This is a genomic window from Sinorhizobium sp. CCBAU 05631, from assembly GCF_002288505.1.
In the GTDB taxonomy this organism is placed as follows: Bacteria; Pseudomonadota; Alphaproteobacteria; order Rhizobiales; family Rhizobiaceae; genus Sinorhizobium; species Sinorhizobium fredii_C.
Window position 1 is genome coordinate 3,083,877 of the sequence record NZ_CP023063.1, and the last position, 18,318, is coordinate 3,102,194.

20 protein-coding genes and 1 pseudogene are annotated in these 18,318 nt (G+C 64.3%); 11 read left to right on the top strand and 10 right to left on the bottom strand.

Annotation, left to right across the window (positions count from 1 at the left end; translation table 11 throughout):
* Positions 1–85: 85 nt before the first annotated feature.
* The 6 genes from SS05631_RS15155 to SS05631_RS15180 all read right to left on the bottom strand — a co-directional run bounded on the left by SS05631_RS15155 (position 86) and on the right by SS05631_RS15180 (position 7,119).
* Positions 86–1,735, bottom strand: coding sequence for an FAD-binding dehydrogenase (locus SS05631_RS15155; protein ID WP_083854101.1), 1,650 nt, complete (start codon positions 1,733–1,735; stop codon positions 86–88).
* A 79-nt stretch (positions 1,736–1,814) separates the two neighbouring features.
* Positions 1,815–2,846, bottom strand: coding sequence for a peptidoglycan -binding protein (locus tag SS05631_RS15160; protein WP_037420192.1), 1,032 nt, complete (start codon positions 2,844–2,846; stop codon positions 1,815–1,817).
* Positions 2,847–2,849: 3 nt separating this feature from the next.
* On the bottom strand, positions 2,850–3,956 hold the full coding sequence (locus tag SS05631_RS15165; RefSeq protein WP_037420195.1) for a MotA/TolQ/ExbB proton channel family protein: 1,107 nt from the start codon (positions 3,954–3,956) through the stop codon (positions 2,850–2,852).
* Positions 3,957–4,285: 329 nt separating this feature from the next.
* Positions 4,286–5,086: an inositol monophosphatase family protein gene (locus SS05631_RS15170; RefSeq protein WP_037389161.1), complete on the bottom strand. Its 801-nt coding sequence runs from the start codon at positions 5,084–5,086 to the stop codon at positions 4,286–4,288.
* 234 nt (positions 5,087–5,320) lie between these two features.
* A complete protein-coding gene (locus tag SS05631_RS15175) occupies positions 5,321–6,457 on the bottom strand; it encodes a tetratricopeptide repeat protein (RefSeq protein WP_037420358.1) in 1,137 nt (378 codons plus the stop codon).
* A gap of 8 nt (positions 6,458–6,465) precedes the next feature.
* The gene (locus SS05631_RS15180; protein ID WP_037420198.1) at positions 6,466–7,119 is read right to left on the bottom strand and encodes a thiamine phosphate synthase; all 654 of its coding nucleotides are present in this window, start codon (positions 7,117–7,119) and stop codon (positions 6,466–6,468) included.
* A 103-nt stretch (positions 7,120–7,222) separates the two neighbouring features.
* Between SS05631_RS15180 and SS05631_RS15185 the strand changes: the two genes are divergently transcribed.
* Positions 7,223–8,002, top strand: coding sequence for a sulfite exporter TauE/SafE family protein (locus SS05631_RS15185; RefSeq protein WP_037420201.1), 780 nt, complete (start codon positions 7,223–7,225; stop codon positions 8,000–8,002).
* 99 nt (positions 8,003–8,101) lie between these two features.
* Positions 8,102–8,362 (top strand): metalloregulator ArsR/SmtB family transcription factor, encoded by a 261-nt coding sequence (locus SS05631_RS15190; RefSeq protein ID WP_037389169.1) that lies wholly within the window; start codon positions 8,102–8,104, stop codon positions 8,360–8,362.
* A 173-nt stretch (positions 8,363–8,535) separates the two neighbouring features.
* Here SS05631_RS15190 and SS05631_RS15195 read toward each other — a convergent pair whose 3' ends face one another.
* Positions 8,536–8,709 (bottom strand): DUF465 domain-containing protein, encoded by a 174-nt coding sequence (locus SS05631_RS15195; protein WP_014765888.1) that lies wholly within the window; start codon positions 8,707–8,709, stop codon positions 8,536–8,538.
* 213 nt (positions 8,710–8,922) lie between these two features.
* Between SS05631_RS15195 and SS05631_RS15200 the strand changes: the two genes are divergently transcribed.
* The 6 genes from SS05631_RS15200 (at position 8,923) to SS05631_RS15225 (ending at position 12,779) form a co-directional block, all read left to right on the top strand.
* Complete coding sequence (locus tag SS05631_RS15200) at positions 8,923–9,126, top strand: DUF465 domain-containing protein (RefSeq protein ID WP_012709331.1); 204 nt, start codon at positions 8,923–8,925, stop codon at positions 9,124–9,126.
* 52 nt (positions 9,127–9,178) lie between these two features.
* Complete coding sequence (gene purE / locus SS05631_RS15205; protein ID WP_037420361.1) at positions 9,179–9,643, top strand: 5-(carboxyamino)imidazole ribonucleotide mutase; 465 nt, start codon at positions 9,179–9,181, stop codon at positions 9,641–9,643.
* Positions 9,640–10,689, top strand: coding sequence for a 5-(carboxyamino)imidazole ribonucleotide synthase (locus SS05631_RS15210; RefSeq protein WP_037420205.1), 1,050 nt, complete (start codon positions 9,640–9,642; stop codon positions 10,687–10,689). The genes purE and SS05631_RS15210 overlap by 4 nt, the downstream gene beginning before the upstream one ends.
* Before the next feature lie 177 nt (positions 10,690–10,866).
* Positions 10,867–10,992: a type B 50S ribosomal protein L36 gene (gene ykgO / locus SS05631_RS15215; RefSeq protein WP_012709334.1), complete on the top strand. Its 126-nt coding sequence runs from the start codon at positions 10,867–10,869 to the stop codon at positions 10,990–10,992.
* A 95-nt stretch (positions 10,993–11,087) separates the two neighbouring features.
* On the top strand, positions 11,088–11,687 hold the full coding sequence (locus SS05631_RS15220; RefSeq protein WP_037420208.1) for a hypothetical protein: 600 nt from the start codon (positions 11,088–11,090) through the stop codon (positions 11,685–11,687).
* A 45-nt stretch (positions 11,688–11,732) separates the two neighbouring features.
* Positions 11,733–12,779, top strand: a complete 1,047-nt coding sequence (locus SS05631_RS15225; protein ID WP_037420211.1) for an alpha/beta hydrolase — start codon at positions 11,733–11,735, stop codon at positions 12,777–12,779.
* Here SS05631_RS15225 and pyk read toward each other — a convergent pair.
* Positions 12,746–14,185, bottom strand: a complete 1,440-nt coding sequence (gene pyk, locus SS05631_RS15230) for a pyruvate kinase (protein ID WP_037420214.1) — start codon at positions 14,183–14,185, stop codon at positions 12,746–12,748. The two genes, SS05631_RS15225 and pyk, sit on opposite strands and share 34 nt — an antisense overlap.
* Positions 14,185–14,556, bottom strand: a pseudogene (locus SS05631_RS15235) (DUF1036 domain-containing protein); the annotation flags it as partial. The gene pyk and the pseudogene SS05631_RS15235, both read right to left, overlap by 1 nt.
* Positions 14,557–14,853: 297 nt before the next feature.
* On the opposite strand from SS05631_RS15235, the gene SS05631_RS15240 reads away from it, so the two are divergent.
* The 3 genes from SS05631_RS15240 (at position 14,854) to SS05631_RS15250 (ending at position 16,397) form a co-directional block, all read left to right on the top strand.
* Positions 14,854–15,648: an N-formylglutamate amidohydrolase gene (locus tag SS05631_RS15240; protein ID WP_037420217.1), complete on the top strand. Its 795-nt coding sequence runs from the start codon at positions 14,854–14,856 to the stop codon at positions 15,646–15,648.
* A gap of 16 nt (positions 15,649–15,664) precedes the next feature.
* Entirely contained in the window at positions 15,665–15,970 is a 306-nt protein-coding gene (locus tag SS05631_RS15245) for a DUF1244 domain-containing protein (RefSeq protein WP_037420220.1), read from the top strand.
* 160 nt (positions 15,971–16,130) lie between these two features.
* A complete protein-coding gene (locus SS05631_RS15250; protein WP_037389186.1) occupies positions 16,131–16,397 on the top strand; it encodes a DUF2312 domain-containing protein in 267 nt (88 codons plus the stop codon).
* Between the two features lie 77 nt (positions 16,398–16,474).
* Here the strand turns inward: SS05631_RS15250 and SS05631_RS15255 are convergent, their stop codons facing one another.
* Positions 16,475–18,313, bottom strand: a complete 1,839-nt coding sequence (locus SS05631_RS15255) for a DUF882 domain-containing protein (RefSeq protein ID WP_037420223.1) — start codon at positions 18,311–18,313, stop codon at positions 16,475–16,477.
* Between the last annotated feature and the right edge of the window lie 5 nt (positions 18,314–18,318).

Here is an 18,318-nt window from a genome sequence, read left to right on the forward strand (position 1 = left end):
GTAGGCACGCAAGTCCCCTCTCCCCGTCAAAACGGGGAGAGGGTTAGGGTGAGGGGCATTACAACGCGATGATAAGATTCTTTGATCAAACGTCCCCGCCCGCGCCCCGCCCCGCGGCACGGCCGGAAAAGATGCAGCCACCCAGGAAAGTGCCCTCGAGGGCGTTGTAGCCGTGCATGCCGCCGCCTCCGAAGCCAGCGACTTCGCCGGCCGCATAAAGGCCCGGCACCGGATCGCCGGAAAGCTCCAGCACTTGGCCGGCAAGGTTGGTCTGCAGACCGCCGAGTGTCTTGCGGGTCAGGATGTGCAATCGCACGGCGATCAGCGGGCCTGCCTTCGGGTCCAGGAGACGATGCGGCCTGGCGGTGCGGAGCAGCCGGTCGCCGCGATAGGCACGCGCGCCGCGGATGGCGGTAACCTGCGCGTCCTTGGAAAACGAATTGTCGATCTCCCGGTCGCGTGCCTCGATCTGCGCCTTGAGGTGGCTCGCCGAGAGCCGGTTATCGCCCGTCAACCTGTTCATCCCCTCGACAAGATCTTCGAGCCGGTCCTTGACGACAAAGTCCTCGCCCTTGTCCATGAAGGCCTGCACCGGGCCGGTCGGCTTTGCGCCGAGCCGCTTCAGCAGAAGCGCTATGCTCTTGCCGGTCAGATCCGGGTTCTGCTCGGACCCGGAAAGGGCGAACTCCTTCTTGATGATCGCGCGCGTCAGGATGAACCAGCTATAGTCATGGCCGCTCTGCCGGATCGCGGCCAATGTCCCGAGCGTATCGAAACCGGGCATGGCCGGCGCCGAAAAACGGTTGCCATCGGCATCGCACCAGAAGGAGGACGGGCCCGGCAGGACGCGGATGCCGTGGTCCGGCCAGATCGGGTCGAAGTTCCTGAGGCCCTCGGTATAGTGCCACATGCGGTCGGCATTGATGACGGAGCCGCGCGCCTTAGCCGCGATGTCCAGCATCCGGCCGTCGACGTGGTGCGGCACGCCGCTGACCATGGAGGCTGGCGGCTGGCCGAGCCGCTTGCGCGGCCAGTTGCGGCGCACCAGCTCATGATTGCCGCCGATGCCGCCCGAACTGACGACCACCGCGCCGGCGGAGATCTCGAAATCGCCGATCTCATCGCGCGAGCTGCGCTCGCCGCGGCCGACCGGATCCGCCTTGAGGATTGCCCCGCGCGCGCCGGTCACGGCACCGTCCGTCGTTACGAGTTCGTCGACCCGGTGGCGGAAGCGGAAACGGACAAGGCCCCGGCTCTCCGCCTGCCGCGTCAGCCGGATGAAGGGTTCGAGCACCGCCGGGCCGGTGCCCCAGGTAATGTGGAAGCGCGGCACCGAATTGCCGTGGCCATGCGCAAGACCACCGCCGCGTTCGGCCCATCCGACCACCGGAAACCAGCGCAGCCCGAGCGCATGCAGCCAGCGTCGCTTCTCGCCGGCGGCAAAATCGAGATAGGCCTCGGCCCACAGGCGCGGCCAGTGATCCTCGGGCCGGTCGAACTGCGACGATCCCATCCAGTCCTGGGCGGCGAGTTCATGACTGTCGCGAATGCCCATGCGCCGCTGCTCTAGACTGTCAACGAAGAAGAGGCCGCCAAGCGACCAGAAGGCCTGGCCGCCGAGATTCTGCTCGCCTTCCTGGTCGAGAACGATGACCTTGCGGCCAAGCGCCGCCGCCTCGGACGCCGCCACGAGCCCGGCGAGGCCGGCACCGATGACCAGCACATCGCAATCCATCAAGGCGCTCTCCCCCAACATCCCTCGACCAGCAACTCTTACGCATACGTCAAGGTCAATTCAAGCGGGGGCCGCTCGTCTATTTTTCGGTCAGCTTGAGCTCGATACGCCGATTTTGCGCCCGCGCCTCCAGGCTTTCCCCGGCCGCAATCGGCTGGTATTCGCCAAATCCGGCCGCCACTAAGCGGTCGGCCGGCACGCCCTTGGAGATCAGGAACTTGACGACCGAAGTGGCGCGCGCCGAAGACAGTTCCCAATTGTCGGCAAAGCGGCCGGTGCCGGAGAGCTGCACGTTGTCCGTATGGCCGTCGACGCGCAGCACCCAGTTGATCTCGGCCGGAATTTCCCTGGCAAGGTCGAGCAGCGCCGTGGCGAGTTTGGCCATTTCCACCTGGCCCTCGGGGTTCAGGTCGCTGCTGCCCGAGGAAAAAAGCACTTCCGACTGGAAGACGAACCGGTCGCCGACGATGCGGATATTTTCGCGGTCGGAGAGGATTTCCCGCAAGCGGCCGAAAAAGTCCGAGCGGTAGCGATTGAGTTCCTGCACGCGCTGGGCGAGCGCGACGTTCAGCCGGCGGCCGAGGTCGGCGATCTTCGCCTGCGAAGCCTGATCCTTCGCCTCGGAAGCCTGAAGCGCGCCCTCGATGGCGGCAATCTGGCTGCGCAGCGCGGCGATCTGCTGGTTCAAGAGCTCGATCTGGCTCATCGCGCGGGCGCTGACCTGCTTTTCGTTTTCGAGCTCCGAGCCCAACCGGCCGAGTTTCTGATTGGCCGCATCGGTACTGCCGGCCCCCTGATCAAGCAGCGCTTCAAGGCGGGACCGCTCGCCCTCTGACTGGGCAAGCGAGGCCTGGAGATTGGCAAGCGAATCCTCGAGATCCTGCTTGCCGCTCTTCTCGAGGGCGAGAAGCTGGGTCAGTTCGTTGATCTGGCTGTTCAGCCGGTTCAGCACCTCGTCCTTGCCGGTGATCTCCCGCCCCATCAGGAACTGAGCCGTGACGAAGACGCTGAGCAGGAACATGATCGCCATGAGCAAGGTCGACAGCGCATCGACGAAGCCCGGCCAGTAGTTGATCGTCCGCGGATTGCGGCCCCTTCGGGCGAGAGCCATGGATCAATCACCCCCGCTTTCGTCGGCGTGGCTGAGCTTCGCCTGCGAGGTGGCCCTCTCGCTGTTGACGGCGATCCGGTCGGCCTGGCCGATGCGCGAGGTCAGCCGGTCGAGCGTCTTTCGCATCGACTTCGCCTCCTCCTGCTGCGCCTCGATCCAGTCGCGTAGCATCTGCTGCTCGCCGCGCATGTTCTTGACGAGACCTTGAATGCCCTCGGCGAGGCTCGCCATCGCTGCCGTCGTGCGCTGGTTGACGCCGCCGTCCTGCGCGAGGCGGGAGAGCTGGTCGGCGACGCGCCGCATTTCCTCCGCCGGTGCGCCGCCGGTCGTCTCGATCGGCGCCGAAAAACCGGAGCCGACATCGGTCACCGAGGAAAGCCAGTTCTCAAGTTCCGTGTAGAAACGGTTCTGGGCGCGGCCGGCCTGGAGATCGAGGAAGCCGAGGATCAGCGAACCGGAAAGGCCGAACAGCGAGGCCGAGAAGGCGGTGCCCATGCCGGTCAGCGGCGCCGAGAGACCGCTCTTCAGCGAGCTTAAGAGGTCCTCCGTCGTCCCGGAACCGGCGTCGAGAGACTGGATGACGGTATTGATGGAGCCGATCGTGCCGAGAAGGCCCCAGAAGGTGCCGAGCAGGCCGAGAAAAACGAGAAGGCCGGCAAGATAACGGGTGATGTCGCGCGACTCGTCGAGGCGGGTGGCGATGGAATCGAGGATCGAGCGGAGCGCGATCGTCGAAATCGCCGTCGTCTGGCGCCCGCCGATCAGCGCCCGCATGGGTGCAAGCAGCACCGGATCGCGCCCGACCTTGTCGGCACTGCCAGCGGCGCGGAATGAATTGAACCATCGCACTTCGGGCCTGAGGCCGAGCACGTGGTTGAAAGCCAGCAGAATGCCGATCAGCAGCACCCCAAGGATCAGCCCGTTGAGGCCGGGATTGCCGACGAAGGCCTCGCGTGCCTGCCGGAAGAGGATCGCCGCGACAAAACCGACGATGATCAGGAAAATGACCATCGTCCAGAAGTAGGGCATGGGGCTCGAAAGCTTATGCGGATTATAGTTCTCCTCCGCCACTTCCTGCCCACGCCAGCCGGACAGACTGAGTTTCGTCATGCGTTTGCCAATCTCCCGGTTTGCGGCACGCTCCTGCGCCTGTCCGCACAAGCGCCGGTTGCTGCAACTCTTTGAAGTAGCGGATCATTCTCGAAATCAATAGCGATCTCGGCCGAACGATGCCGCCGATGGCCGGAGACCATCCTATCGGCCCGGAGACTAGTGGAACTTTGCGCCAAATTGAAGGGAAAACGGCAGAGCCGGCCCAGGAATGCGCCGCCCCCCTCCAGGGAGGTCGGGTCGCAACGCTGCAAAGGAGCAGAAATGTTCGATTCCAATGCCTTATGTCGAACGCGGACCGGAAGACACGTGTACGCGGCCGGGCGGCCCTACTTCGTTGGGACCGGGCGGTGGATGACCTCGCGCAGCGCCTTGGCGATATATTCGTTGCCGCAGATGATCGAGCCGTCTTCGACCGGCTTGCTGCCGCCGTCGATGTCGGTGACCCAGCCGCCGGCCTCGCGAACGAGCAGGACCCCGGCGGCGATATCCCAGGCAGCGAGATCGCGCTCCCAGAAGCCGTCGAAGCGACCGGCAGCCACATAGGCGAGGTCGAGCGAGGCGGAGCCAAAGCGGCGAATGCCGGCAACCTCGCCCATGACGTGGCGGAGCTCGATGAGATATTTGCCGTGATTGCCGCGGCCGAGATGCGGCGTGCCGGTGCCGACCACCGCGTCGGACAGGACCTTACGGGCGCCGACGCGCAGCCGCCGGTCGTTCAGGAAGGCGCCACCACCCCGCTCAGCCGTATAGAGTTCGTCGGTTGCCGGATTGAAGACCACCGCAGCGACGATCTCGCCCTGGCGCTCCAGCGCGATCGAGATGGCGAAATGCGGAAGGCCGTGGAGAAAATTTGTGGTGCCGTCGAGCGGGTCGACGATCCAGCGATGGGCGCCGTCGGTGCCCTTGATCTCCTCGCCTTCCTCGCCGAGGAAGCCGTAGGTCGGGCGGGCCTTCAGGAGATCCTCGCGGATGCTCCGCTCGGCCTTGCGGTCTGCCTGGGAAACGTAGTCGCTCGGCCCCTTCAAGGACACCTGCAGGTTCTGTACTTCGCCGAAATCGCGCGCCAGCGACTTGCCGGCCTTGAAGGCCGCCTGGACCATGACATTGAGAAGGGCAGAACGGGCCATAGGGCAATCCTCTGAAAGCGAAGGCCGGCCGAGCCGTCTCGACCGGACATTGAACCTGCTTGACGGCCCGCCCTCGTAAAGGGTCGGCGAAGACGCAACCGTCGTCAAAAAACCGAGTGAGAAGTCACTCCGCCCGCGGAGATGGCATGAGGGGCCGCGGACAAAACCGCGGCTTCAAGACCACAAAAACCCCAAGAGTTCAAGCGAAATACATGGCGCCGGTCGAATCTAGGCTCAGGACGAGCGGAACTTGTTCGCCGCCGCGAGCGCCGATTTCTGCTGCGAGTCGTTGAGGCCGAGATAGAAATCCTCGAGCGCATCGTCCTTGAGCCCCGCCCGGCGCGACAGCACGTACCACTTCGCTGCCTCGATTGGATCGGGCCGCGTGCCGATGGCATTGACGAGGAGGTGGGCAAGCCGGTTCTGCGCAACCACGTTGCCGCCCTCGGCTGCCCGCTTCATCCAGGCAAAGCCCTCGTCCAGGTTGCGGTCGCCGCCGATCCCTTCGATCAGCCAGATCGCCATGTCGAGCTGCGCGGTGTCGTAGCCGGCGCGCGCCGCCCGGGCCAGCCATTCGCGTGCACGCGCCCGCTTGCCGTCGTCGATGCCCTCGACATTGAGATAGATCTGCGAAAGCGCATATTGCGCATCGGCAATGCCCTGTTCGGCCGCCTTCTCGTAATAGGGCATCGCCGCCTTCAGGCCCTTCTGGCCGGGTGCGTCGGCAACTAGCGTCTGCCCATAGTTGAACTGGGCGGCCGCGTTGCCGAGATCGGCGGCCTTCTTCATCAGTTCGTCGGCGGCCTTGCGGTCACGCTTGACATAGCGCCCCTCCATCAGGATCAGCGCATATTTGAACATCGCCGCCGGATCGCCATTGTTCGCCGCCTGGCCGTACCAGAAAGCCGCATCCTTGGGGTTGCGCGCGACGCCGAGGCCCTGCTCGAGGATCGAGGCGACCAGCGTCTGGGCCGCCGGATCGCCGAGTTGGGCGCGCGGCAGCGCAAGGTCCATTGCCGTCAGGTAATAGCCGCGCTGGAAGGCTCCATAGGCCTCGTCCACCTTGCCGGCGAACGGCTTTTCGGCCGGAAGCGCCGGAAGTTCGGCCCCCATGCGGTCGATTACGTTGACCCCTCCGGAGGGTTTTTCGTCGTCTTTCTTGGGCTTGGCGTTCGTATCGCCCTTCGCCGGCTTTTCGGCGCCTTCCGGCAGCGCCGCACCGTTAAAGGGTGTGATCCGGCCCCGTTTCGGGACGATGCCCTCATCCGCAGGTGCCGGCGGCTGTTCGGCGCGAGCCGGCAAGGCGGCCAGAGTGACGGCGACGACAAGGGTCGCGAACCGGCTTCGTTTCAGGGGGGATCGGCTCAGCATCGCCACGTCTAATCTTCAAACCGTGGCGCTTTTTCGTCAAGCAAGGCGTTGACGGCGGCAACCACGGAGGGCGCCTGGCCCGACTCGGCGAAGACCGCGAGACGCAGCGCGACGAACTCGGCGCCGGTCTCGGCCACTGCAAGCGCGGACTGCGGATCGGTGCCGCCCATGACGATGCAGGGAATTTCGATCATCGATGCCCACCATTCCGCGAGCGCCAGATTCTTCGGGTGCGCTTCCGGCTTGATGTCGCCGTCGGTGCGGCCGAAGAACACGTAGTCCGGCCGGAGTTCGCCGATCTCGAGCGCGTGGTGGCGGTCGGTCGCATTGCCGCCGCCGACGATCATCTTCGGCGTATGCCGCTCGATCGCCTCGCCAAGCACGTCCGCACCGGCGGCGATATGAAGACCATCGGCCTTGGCTCGGCCGGCGGCCCGCGTATCGCCTTCGATCAGCGCCGCCGCACCCGCCTGCTGGATCACCGGCACCAGCGCCTCGGCGTGCCTTTGGAAATCCGTCTCGTTGAGGCCATATTGCGGAACAATGACGGAGGCCACGTCGCCGCCTTTCAGCGCATCCGCAAGGATCTTCGCGCGCTCGGCGGCATCCGGCATGTCGGGCGCGATCAGCACAAGGCGGCAGCGGTTATCGGTATTGCTCATGTCGTTCGTTCCTGGCGAAGCCCGCTCGAGGGCGGAAATCCGCCACTCGATTTCAATCGGGAAAACCGATAGACGGAGATGATCAAAGGATCAACCGCCGCCTATGCTTCCCGATCTCGACTTCTATCTGGTCGCCGTGCCGGCGGTCCTGCTCGTTGGCCTCAGCAAGGGAGGCATGGGAGAGGCGCTATCGCTGATGGGGGTTCCGATCCTCTCGCTGGCGGTCTCGCCGGTCCAGGCGGCGGCGTTGCTCCTCCCCATTCTCATCGCAATGGACATCGTCTCTTTATGGATCTGGCGGAAGCACGGCGACCGGAAGACGCTCACCATGCTCTTGCCCGGCGCGCTGGCCGGCATCGCCATCGGCTGGGCGACGTCGGCCTACGTGCCGCGCGATGCGCTGCGGCTGATCATCGGCGCCATAACGGTCGTGTTCGTGCTGCGTTACGTCTACACCGTCTGGCGCAGCCGCAGCGGCACGCCGATCCTTCCGAAGCAGCACCGTCTGGGCCCTGCGGCGCTATGGGGAAGCTTTGCAGGATATGGCAGCTTCGTCGCGCATGCCGGCGGGCCGCCTTTCCAGATCTACGCCCTGCCGCTGAAGCTGGACCCGCGCGAATATACCGGCACCATCGTGCGCTTCTTCGCAACGCTCAATGCGGTGAAACTCATTCCCTATTTCGCGCTCGGGCAGCTCGACACCAGCAACCTCATGACATCGGCGACCCTCTTTCCTCTGGCGATGGTCGCAACGGCCTGCGGCGCATGGATCGTGCGCCGCATGAAGCCGCAGGTGTTCTATCCCTTTATGTACACCATGGCTTTCATCGCCGGATCTAGACTTGTCTGGGAGGGGCTAACCAGCCTTCTGTCCGCCGGCTGAGCGAGCCTTGCTCCGCTCGAATAATGCTGCAAAGCAATGCGGCATATCGCAATGCACAATTTTCTTGCCGGTCGCAGGAAATTCGCCTAACGTCCCGTCATGACGATCGCGGACCCATTCGATGCCATTGCGGATCCGAACCGGCGTTATCTGCTGGAGGAGCTGCGGCGCGCGCCCAAGACTGTCAATGAACTCGCCGAAGGGCTGCCGATCAGCCGGCCGGCGGTGTCGCAGCATTTGAAGGCGCTGCTCGACTGCAATCTCGTATCGGTGTCGACAAGCGGCACCAGGCGCATTTACGCCATCCACAGGCCGGGCTTCGACCGGCTCAATCTATGGCTCGACCAGTTCTGGTCCTGACGGCTTACATTCGCCCGCTCCGCGGCGGCCGTTAAGGAAGTCGCCGAAGAAGCGGACCGGGCCTTAGGCCCGGTCGAGCGATCCGTCATATATGGGATTGTTGTTGACCTTTCGCGTCGTTTCTCCTTCACGAAGACGACGCCTCCCGAAAGCGCGGGAAATACCGTTCGCAATCAGTGTGTCGAGGAACGGAGTCTTTCGATTTCGTCCTTGATGCGCAGCTTCCGACGCTTGAGTTCGCTGATCAACTCGTCCTCGCAGGAGGGAGAATTCAGCGCTTCATGCAGCTCCTGTTCCAGGGCGCCATGTTTTTTCTCAAGCGTTGCAAGATGAGCCTCAATGGTCATTGGCAGTCCCTTCCTTTTGCTTGCATCCGGCACGCAAATGCCGGATGTTCCATGGTTGTAACCTTACCAGTGTGCCATGCCATTTTTCATTTGTCGAAGGCGAAATGATGACGTCGGATAACTTCCCGTCACCGCCCAAGATGTGATAGAGCGCGGCGCAGGAAATTCCGGTTCGCGGCATGGACGCAGCCGGGCTTATGGGGATCGTTTTGCATGCCGGACCAGGACCAGGCCGAACTCAGACTGACGATAGCGCGCCTGAGGCAGGAACATGAAGATTATGACGTCGCCATCAATGCCATGATCGAAACCGGCTGCGACGCCCTGCGCATCCAGCGCATGAAGAAGAAGAAGCTGGCCATCAAGGACAAGATCAGCAAGATCGAAGATCAGATCATCCCCGACATCATAGCCTGAACGGATCCTGATAGACGTGACCGAAACCACGACCCCGCCCGTCGCCATCATCATGGGAAGCCAGTCGGACTGGGAGACGATGAAGAATGCGGCCGACACGCTCGAGGCCCTCGATATCGCCTATGAGGCGCGCATCGTTTCCGCGCATCGGACACCCGACCGGCTGGTCCGCTTCGCCAAGGGCGCGCGCGACGAGGGCTTCAAGGTGATCATTGCCGGCGCCGGCGGGGCGGCCCATCTGCCGGGCATGTGCGCCGCGATGACGCCGCTGCCGGTCTTCGGCGTCCCGGTACAGTCGAAGGCTCTCTCGGGCCAGGACAGCCTGCTCTCGATCGTGCAGATGCCGGCCGGCATTCCTGTCGGCACACTGGCGATCGGCAGGGCCGGGGCCGTCAACGCCGCCCTGCTCGCCGCCGCCGTCCTGGCGCTGAGCGACGAGGACCTCGCCGACCGTCTCGACGACTGGCGTGAGCAGCAGACCGTTTCGGTCGCCGAGTACCCGGTAGACCAGGCATGAAGACCATTGGAATCATTGGCGGCGGCCAGCTCGGCCGCATGCTCGCCATGGCGGCTGCGCGGCTGAATTTCCGCACAGTCATTCTCGAGCCGCAGCCGGACTGTCCCGCCGCCCAGGCGGCGAACACCCAGATTGTTTCCGCCTATGACGATCCGCGAGGGCTCGACGAGCTCGCCCGGACCGCCGATCTGATCACCTACGAATTCGAGAACGTCCCCGTCGCCGCGGCCGAGCGGCTGGCGGCATCGCGGCCGGTCTTCCCGCCACCGAAGGCGCTGGAAGTCGCGCAGGACCGGCTGGTCGAGAAGCGGTTCATCAATGGCTGCGGCATTGCCACGGCCGGCTTCCACGCCGTCGACAGCCAGGCCGACCTCGAAGCGGCGCTTGCCGACTTCGACGGCTCCGGCGTTTTGAAGACCCGCCGCCTCGGCTATGACGGCAAGGGGCAGCGCGTCTTCCGCTCCGGCAAGGACAATCCTTCCGACGCCTTCGCCGCCCTCGGCGGAGTCCCGCTGATCCTCGAAAGCTTCGTGGCCTTCGAGCGGGAAATCTCGATCATCGCCGCACGCTCCCCTGACGGCGCCACCGCCTGCTTCGATCCGGCGGAAAATGTCCATCGGAACGGCATTCTCCACACCTCGACCGTGCCCGCATCGGTTGCCGCCTCGACCGCCGAGGCTGCCCGCAAGGCTGCGACCGCCATTCTCGAAGCGCTCGGCTATGTCGGCGTCATCGGTGTCGAATTCTTCGTGCTTGCCGACGGCAGCGTCGTCGCCAACGAGATCGCTCCGCGCGTCCACAATTCCGGTCACTGGACGGAAGCCGCCTGCGTCGTTTCGCAGTTCGAGCAGCATATCCGCGCGATTGCCGGCCTGCCGCTCGGCGACGCCTCGCGTCACTCGGACTGCGTGATGCAGAACCTCATCGGCGACGAGATCGCCGAATTGCCCGCTCTGCTCGGCGACCCGAACGTGCTGGTCCATCTCTACGGCAAGGCCGAGGCGCGCCCCGGCCGCAAAATGGGGCATTTCACCCGCCTCAGCTGAACCGAGTGGCCCAGGAACGCGCGCGCAGCTGTCGAAATCCCGCGGTCCTGCGGTTGACAAGGATGGGGGCGACACGCTATGTGCCTGCCTACTTGAAGAGCGCGCTGAATGGCGCGCTTTTGATTGTTGGAATTACCGGGCGAATTTTCATTCCCCGAAACCTGCGGATCAGGAAAAATGAAGATCAAGAATTCGCTCAAGTCGCTGAAGACCCGTCACCGCGAAAACCGCCTGGTTCGCCGCAAGGGTCGCGTCTACATCATCAACAAGTCGAACCCGCGTTTCAAGGCACGTCAGGGCTGATGCCCTCGGGCGGCTTCTGCCGCCGGCCTGAACGTCGGTCGCTTCGGTGATCCTCCGTCACATTTGATTTTGATCTTGTTTCATGGCGGGCTACGATGTCCGCCATGCGCTTTTTTCTACCTTTGATTCTGGCCCTGATCGTCCCGGCAACCGCGGCCCTGTCGCAGGCTGCCGAACCCGCCCCCCGGCCGGAGGCGGCAAGTCTCGCCACACCCGAGCAACGCCTGGACGCCCTGTTCCTCGACCTCAAGAAGGAGCGCGACGAGAGCAAGGCACGGGAACTTGCCGACCGCATTCGCCTCGAGTGGCAGGAGTCCGGCAGCGCCACGGTGAACCTTCTGATGCAGTCGGCCGACAAGGCGATCACCGACGACAAGAAAACAGTGGCGCTCGACATCCTCGACCAGGTCATCGTGCTTGCCCCCGGCTATGTCGAAGGCTGGAACCGCCGCGCGACGCTGCATTTCCAGATGGGCAATTATCGCAAATCGATGTCCGACATAAACCGCGTGCTTGCCATCGAACCCCGGCATTTCGGGGCGATCGCCGGCATGGCGACCATGCTGGAGGCCGCCGGCAAGAACGAGCTGGCGATGCGGGCGTGGCAGCAATTCCTCGATATCTACCCCTCCGACCGCAAGGCCCAGGAGCAATTCGGGGAACTCGCCGAGAAGCTCGCCGGCAGCCGGACCTGATCGGCGACCTCTGCCCTATCGCAGCCGCTCTGATATGACCGACGGATGTTCCTTGCCCTTCTGATTCTCGCCATTCTCATTCTCGCCGCGGTCGCCCACAGCTATTGGCAGGCACGCAGGATTGCCGCTCGCTTCCCGAACAGCGGCGAACTGGTCGATGTCGGCGGTTTCCGCATGAACTGCGTCCACATCCGGTCCCACGGGACCGCGGATCTGCCGCCGATCGTCTTCATTCACGGAGCCGGAGGCAATCTTCTCGACCAATTGCACGCCTTCCAGCCGGCGCTCGATGGCCGTGCCGAGATGCTTTTCGTCGATCGGCCGGGACACGGCTATTCGGAGCGCGGCGGGCCGGCCAATGCCCGGCCGGACGGCCAGGCCGACGCCATTGTCCGGCTGATGGACAAGCGCGGCATCTCCCGCGCAATCATCGTCGGCCACTCCTTCGGGGCCGCGATCGCCGCCAGCCTTGCGCTTCACCACCCGGACAGAACCGAAGGCGTCGTCCTGCTGGCGCCGGCGACGCATCCGTGGCCCGGAGGCGTCGACTGGCATATCACCTTCGCTGCCATGCCTTTTGTCGGCTGGCTGTTCGCCAGCACGGCCGTCATTCCGATCGGGCTGAGGCGCATCGACCGGGTGACGCAAGCCATATTCTCGCCCAATCCGCGCCCGAAGGACTACATCGCCAATACTGCGCCACACCTCGTCCTGAGGCCGGCCACCTTTCTCAACAATGCAGTCGATGTCGCCAATCTTCACGCTTACGTCACGCAGATGTCGCCGCGCTACGCGGAGATCTCCGCGCCGACCGTCATCATAACCGGTGACCGGGACGGCATCGTTTTGGCCGATATCCATTCCCGCAGCCTGGCGAGCTCAATCAAGGGATCGGAGCTGCTGTGGATCAGCAATCTGGGGCACAAGCCGGATTATGTCGTGACCGACCTCGTCGTCGCTGCCATCGAGAAGATCTCCGGAGAGCCGCACGACCTCCAGGAATTCGCAAGGCGGGCCGAAGCCCGCCTGAGAGTCGAGGAGCCGGTCGAGGAACTCGCTTATACGCCGGTACGTCCGTCCGAGCCGATATAGGCGATGCGCAGCATGTTGGTGGCGCCGGGCGTTCCGAGCGGCACGCCGGCGGAGATGATGATCCGGTCGCCGGGTTTGCCGAAACCTTCCGAAACGGCAATGCGGCAGGCGCGGTTGACCATGTCGTCGAGGTCGGTCGCATCCTCGGTGACGACGCAGTGCAGACCCCAGACGACCGAGAGGCGGCGGGCCGTCTGGACGATCGGCGAAAGGGCGATGACCGGCACCTGCGGGCGTTCGCGCGCGGCGCGCAGGCCGGTGGCGCCGGACGAGGTGTAGGTGACGATCGCCGCCAGGTTGAGCGTCTCGGCGATCTGGTGCGCCGCAAGTGAGATGGCGTCGGCGCCGGTGGCCTCCGGCGGCGTGCGCTGGGCGTAGATGATGCCCGAATAATGCGGGTCGCGTTCAACGTTGCTGGCGATCGAGGCCATGGTAGCGACCGCCTCGACCGGGTATTCGCCGGAGGCCGATTCAGCCGAAAGCATGACGGCATCGGCGCCTTCGAACACGGCGGTCGCCACGTCCGAGACCTCGGCGCGCGTCGGCACCGGCGACGAGATCATCGATTCAAGCATCTGCGTCGCGACGACGACGGGCTTGCCGGCACGCCGACAGGCGCGCGTCAGTTGCTTCTGCAGGCCGGGCACGGATTCGAGCGGCATCTCCACACCGAGATCGCCGCGCGCGACCATGAGCGCGTCCGAAAGCTCGATGATCTCGTCGATGCGTTCGATCGCCTGCGGCTTCTCGATCTTCGACATGATCCCGACCCGACCGCGGGCGATCTTGCGGACCTCGGCAAGATCCTCCGGGCGCTGGATGAAGGAAAGCGCCACCCAATCGACCTGGCCGGTGGCAAGTACCGCGTCGAGATCGGCACGGTCCTTATCGGTCAGTGCGCCGACACCGAGGAGCGTATCGGGCAGGCTGACGCCCTTGCGGTCCGAAATCCTGGTGCCGGAAACCACGGTGGTGACGATGCTCTTGCCATCGGTTTTCTCGGCGCGCAGATGCAGCTTGCCGTCATCGATCAGCAAGCGGTCGCCGGGCTTCACCGCCTCCAGAATTTCCGGATGCGGAAGGAAGACGCGCGTGTTGTCGCCGGGCACGTCCCTGTTGTCGAGCGTGAAAGTCTGGCCGATCTTGAGCTCGACCTTGCCTTCGGCGAACTTGCCGACGCGCAGCTTCGGGCCCTGCAGATCGGCAAGGATGCCGATCGGCCGGCCGCAGCGCGCTTCGACACTGCGAATCCGCTCGATGAGGGTGCGCATGACCTCATGGCTGGCGTGGCTCATATTGATGCGGAACAGGTCGGCCCCCACCTCGTGCAGCTTCTGGATCATCTGCTCCTCGGACGATGCCGGCCCGAGCGTGGCGAGGATTTTGACTTTTCTGTTCCGTCTCATCAATTCTGGCTTTCCTGCGTGCCGGGCGTATCGGAAAGCTGAACCATCCAGCTCCCCTGCCGCCCCGTGTCATATTCCTTGAATCCCATGCGCTGGAAGCCGCGCGCAAAGCAGTCCTGCACGCCGACGATCTTGAACTCGTTCTCGGCGACGCACATGTTGATGTCGCCGGTCCAGCGGCCGCCCTTGGCCGCGTCTTCCGCGTAGAGATAGTAGTAGCGGGACTGGAGTTCGCCCTCGATCAGCGTCGCGCAGGTCGTCGCCGGCACCTGCCACCAGCCCTCGGTGACCCAGCCGTCCTTGGCGCGATAGCCGATCGCCACGCCGACCAGCTGCTGCGTCCCGTTGCAAACGCGAAAGTCGGCCCGAGCCTCGCCAGGAATGAGAAATGCACCGGAAAGTACCAAGGAATACAGGAGGATGGCTCCTAACGTCGTCGACCCCGGCTTCGCTTTGCAAAAAGGATATCTAGACACGGCTTCCTGCGGACTCCGTTTTGATTTGTGTGGCACTTTCTTGCGACGGCCAGCCGGGAAAGTCAACGCAACTCTAATCGATTATATTTGCCGTTCCTGTGACAGAAGGCGCTGAACTCACGGCTTTTTATTGCGAGCCGCAATTTTGCGTGCGATCAGGTGCGGAGCGTTGGAGAGCGACACAGGATCGGAATGCGGCACTTCTCCCCCTATGAAATCATCGGCGGCAAGCGCGAAAACGGCCTCGTCCTTCTGGCCGACCACGCCATGAACCGGCTTCCCCCGGAATACGGGCGACTCGGCCTTGCCGACAGCGCCTTCGAACGCCACATCGCCTATGATATCGGCATCGAGCCATTGGTGCGGCAATTGTCGGCGGCCCTCGAAGCACCGGCAGTCCTCGGCTGCTTCTCGCGTCTGCTGATCGACCCAAACCGCGGTGAGGACGATCCGACGCTGATCATGAAGATCTCGGATGGCGCCGTCATTCCGGGCAACCACCCGATCACCGACGAGGAATGGCAGAACCGGCTGAACCGGTTCCACCGGCCCTACCACGAGGCGGTCTCGCAAACAATCGCCGAGGCCGCTGCGGCGAGCGGAAAGGCGCCTCTGGTGATCTCGCTGCATTCCTTCACGCCTGCCTGGAAGGGTATCGCGCGCCCCTGGCACGCGGCGGTGCTCTGGGACAACGACCCCCGCGCCGTCTTTCCAGTGATCGAAAGACTCGAGAGCGCCGGCGACATCGTCGTCGGCAACAACGAGCCCTATGACGGCGCGCTGAGGGGCGATACGATGTACCGCCATTGCATGGTGCCGGGCATCGCTCACGCCTTGATCGAGGTGAGACAGGACCTGATCTCCGACATGGCGGGCGTCACTGCCTGGGCCGAGCGGCTGGCGCCGATCCTCGCGGAGCTCAACGAAATGCCGGCGCTCCACGCCTATCAGCGCTATCCTTCGCGAACCGGTGCCTATGATGGCTGACAAACGGAGACATAACATGACCGAGCTCAGCAAGGAGCAGCGTATCGCGTTCGAGGCCGCGGCCTTCCGCCGGCTGATCGAGCATCTGCGCGAGCGCGGCGACGTCCAGAACATCGATCTGATGAACCTCGCCGGTTTTTGCCGCAACTGCCTCTCGAACTGGTACCGGGAAGCGGCCGAAGCCTCGGGCATATCGATGACCAAGGATGAATCGCGCGAGATCGTCTACGGCATGCCCTATGAGGAATGGCGCGCGCTTTATCAGAAGGACGCGTCCGCGGAGCAGCAGGCGGCGTTCGAGCGCAATCGCCCGAAGGAATAGCGGCCGTTTTCCGCCGTATCCACATCAATCCACATCTGCGGCCCTCTTCGGCGACGGCGCGGGAAGGAATTGCCCTACCTGTTGCGCAATCGCCCTTGACCTCGCCTGCCGTTCGCGGCAGGTCACAGCACCAGAATTCATTCCCCAAAAGGAGAAGACCATGTCCGATGCTCAAGGCTTCGCACGCGATCAGCTTCGCGCTTTCATCGAACGGATCGAGCGGCTGGAAGAAGAAAAGAAGACGATCGCCGACGACATCAAGGATGTCTATGGTGAAGCCAAGTCGATGGGCTTCGACACGAAGATCCTGCGCAAGGTCATTTCGATCCGCAAGCAGGACGCCGACGAGCGCATGGAGCAGGAGGCAATCCTCGACACCTATCTGCAGGCACTGGGCATGGTTCCCGCCGCCGACGAGGCCGCTTAAGCCCGATCAGGCTGAATGAAAAAGCCCGCCGGTCAGTTCAGACCTGGCGGGCTTTTTCTGTGTCCGGGAGAAGGACCTCAGTTGGTACTGAACTTCTTCACTTCCATGAAATTCACCGCAGTGCCGCTGAAGCGAGCCGTATCGACCGTGGCGCCGGCATTGCTGTTGAAGCCGGCCGCATAGACGGTCGTCGGCGCGGCCCTGAGCGAGCTGCTGACGAAGCGCGGCGCTTTGACCGGCTTCGACAGCGTGGCGACGCGGCCGGTCGAAAGCGCCCATTCGGAAATGATCTTCTTCGTCAGCTTCGGCTCAGTCCGAACGGAGGAGCGGCTTGCCGCTTCCGCATCCTGCCGCTTCGGGCGCGCGCCCTTCGAAGGCAGGTCCGCCTCGGTGTCGAAGGCGCTGTCGAAGATCGAGGCCCGCGAGCTGCTGTCGGGCTGCGGCGCATAGGCGGCCATTTGGACCGCCGGTGCAGCATGCTCGTCGACCGTCGGGGCAGCGAGCGCGACACGCGTTCCTGGCGGCCGGGCCATGGCGATCGTCTCGGCCACGGATGCGGCCGCGACCGGGCGCTCCTCAACGAGCGGGGCGGTGACATCGGCCGCGGCGACGGCGGCGAGCGCAGCCTGTCCGGCTGGACGCATTCCCGGCACCGGCACGAAGCCGAGTTCGGCCGTCTGGCCGTCGGCAGAGGCCACGAGCGTTTCGCCGGCCATGAGCGTGTTCTCACGCATCTGCGGGACCGGCACCTTCAGCGTGCTGAGATCCGCATATTCCGATGGCGTTTGCCCGGTCTGCGGCATGGCCGCGGCGAGCGCCTCCTGGGCGCTGTTCTTTTCCGGTGCAACGAGCGCGACCGCTACGCCGCTTTCGGCCGGCGCATTCTTGAAGGCCGGTCGCACGGCGGGCACGGGCGCGTTGATATTCTGCTGATCGTCGGCCGGCGCACCGGCGACCGAACCGGCGACACCCGGCAGCGCCTCCTGACCGGCGGGCGCCGAGGCGGTCTGGGCCTTGGCCGGAACTCCCTCGTCGCCGCCTTCGCCCGCGCCGGCGGCAATCGCCGTCGGTTCTTCATCCTCGTCCCCGCCGCCGCCGAAGAGCGCGGCGAAGAGATTGCGGCGCTTGCCGGTGCCAACGTCGCCCGGCCCCTTCGCGCCACCGCCGGCCACCTCGATCGCCGACGCGCCGACGCGCCGCTTGTAATCGGCAACCGCCTGTTGGAAGCCCGGTAGCGGCTTGCCGTCGGCGGGAATGTGCATCGTCTTGCCATCGGGGAAGAGGCGGGCGAGCTCGTTGCGGGTCATGCGCGGCCAGGCGCGCACGCCGCCGACGTCCATGTGCACGAAGGGCGATCCGGAGGTCGGATAATAGCCGACGCCGCCGACCTGGAACTTCATGCCGATCTCGCGCAGCGTCTTGAGCCTAACGTCGGGCAGGTAGAAGTCCATCGCCTTGCCGAGCATGTGCTGGCTCTTCTTGGCGACGCCCTTCGAACGGGATCGCAACATGCCGTTGGTGGCGGGCGAGCGATAGGCAGAGACGACGTGGATATAGTCGCGCGAACCGCTCTTCTGGTAGACTTCCCAGATGAGGTCTAGGAGGCGCGGGTCCATCTTGGTCGGCTCGTTGCGCCGCCAGTCGCGCAGGAACCGGTTGATCTGCTGCAGGCCCTTCGCATCGTAACGGCCGTTGCGCTTGAAGGTGATCTGCGCCTTTTCCTTGGTATGGATGAAATAGAGCTTCAGCGTCCGCGTCTGGCCGGCGGCCTCGACCGGCGGCGCCATTCCGGGAGTGACGAGGGAGCACGTCAAGGCAATGGAGGCGAGAATCTGCGGACCCTTACGGGTGATCGCCGAGCAGAGTCTGCGCGTCAAGGAACCGATGGGTCCCCCCAAACCGAACAAATTTGGCATTCAAT

Bases quoted from the DNA above. Each gene is read 5' to 3' on its own strand.
- SS05631_RS15155 (WP_083854101.1), bottom strand. From the start codon at position 1,735: ATGGATTGCGATGTGCTGGTCATCGGTGCCGGCCTCGCCGGGCTCGTG.
- SS05631_RS15160 (WP_037420192.1), bottom strand. From the start codon at position 2,846: ATGGCTCTCGCCCGAAGGGGCCGCAATCCGCGGACGATCAACTACTGG.
- SS05631_RS15165 (WP_037420195.1), bottom strand. From the start codon at position 3,956: ATGACGAAACTCAGTCTGTCCGGCTGGCGTGGGCAGGAAGTGGCGGAG.
- SS05631_RS15170 (WP_037389161.1), bottom strand. From the start codon at position 5,086: ATGGCCCGTTCTGCCCTTCTCAATGTCATGGTCCAGGCGGCCTTCAAG.
- SS05631_RS15175 (WP_037420358.1), bottom strand. From the start codon at position 6,457: ATGCTGAGCCGATCCCCCCTGAAACGAAGCCGGTTCGCGACCCTTGTC.
- SS05631_RS15180 (WP_037420198.1), bottom strand. From the start codon at position 7,119: ATGAGCAATACCGATAACCGCTGCCGCCTTGTGCTGATCGCGCCCGAC.
- SS05631_RS15185 (WP_037420201.1), top strand. From the start codon at position 7,223: ATGCTTCCCGATCTCGACTTCTATCTGGTCGCCGTGCCGGCGGTCCTG.
- SS05631_RS15190 (WP_037389169.1), top strand. From the start codon at position 8,102: ATGACGATCGCGGACCCATTCGATGCCATTGCGGATCCGAACCGGCGT.
- SS05631_RS15195 (WP_014765888.1), bottom strand. From the start codon at position 8,709: ATGACCATTGAGGCTCATCTTGCAACGCTTGAGAAAAAACATGGCGCC.
- SS05631_RS15200 (WP_012709331.1), top strand. From the start codon at position 8,923: ATGCCGGACCAGGACCAGGCCGAACTCAGACTGACGATAGCGCGCCTG.
- purE (WP_037420361.1), top strand. From the start codon at position 9,179: ATGGGAAGCCAGTCGGACTGGGAGACGATGAAGAATGCGGCCGACACG.
- SS05631_RS15210 (WP_037420205.1), top strand. From the start codon at position 9,640: ATGAAGACCATTGGAATCATTGGCGGCGGCCAGCTCGGCCGCATGCTC.
- ykgO (WP_012709334.1), top strand. From the start codon at position 10,867: ATGAAGATCAAGAATTCGCTCAAGTCGCTGAAGACCCGTCACCGCGAA.
- SS05631_RS15220 (WP_037420208.1), top strand. From the start codon at position 11,088: ATGTCCGCCATGCGCTTTTTTCTACCTTTGATTCTGGCCCTGATCGTC.
- SS05631_RS15225 (WP_037420211.1), top strand. From the start codon at position 11,733: ATGTTCCTTGCCCTTCTGATTCTCGCCATTCTCATTCTCGCCGCGGTC.
- pyk (WP_037420214.1), bottom strand. From the start codon at position 14,185: ATGAGACGGAACAGAAAAGTCAAAATCCTCGCCACGCTCGGGCCGGCA.
- SS05631_RS15240 (WP_037420217.1), top strand. From the start codon at position 14,854: ATGCGGCACTTCTCCCCCTATGAAATCATCGGCGGCAAGCGCGAAAAC.
- SS05631_RS15245 (WP_037420220.1), top strand. From the start codon at position 15,665: ATGACCGAGCTCAGCAAGGAGCAGCGTATCGCGTTCGAGGCCGCGGCC.
- SS05631_RS15250 (WP_037389186.1), top strand. From the start codon at position 16,131: ATGTCCGATGCTCAAGGCTTCGCACGCGATCAGCTTCGCGCTTTCATC.
- SS05631_RS15255 (WP_037420223.1), bottom strand. From the start codon at position 18,313: ATGCCAAATTTGTTCGGTTTGGGGGGACCCATCGGTTCCTTGACGCGC.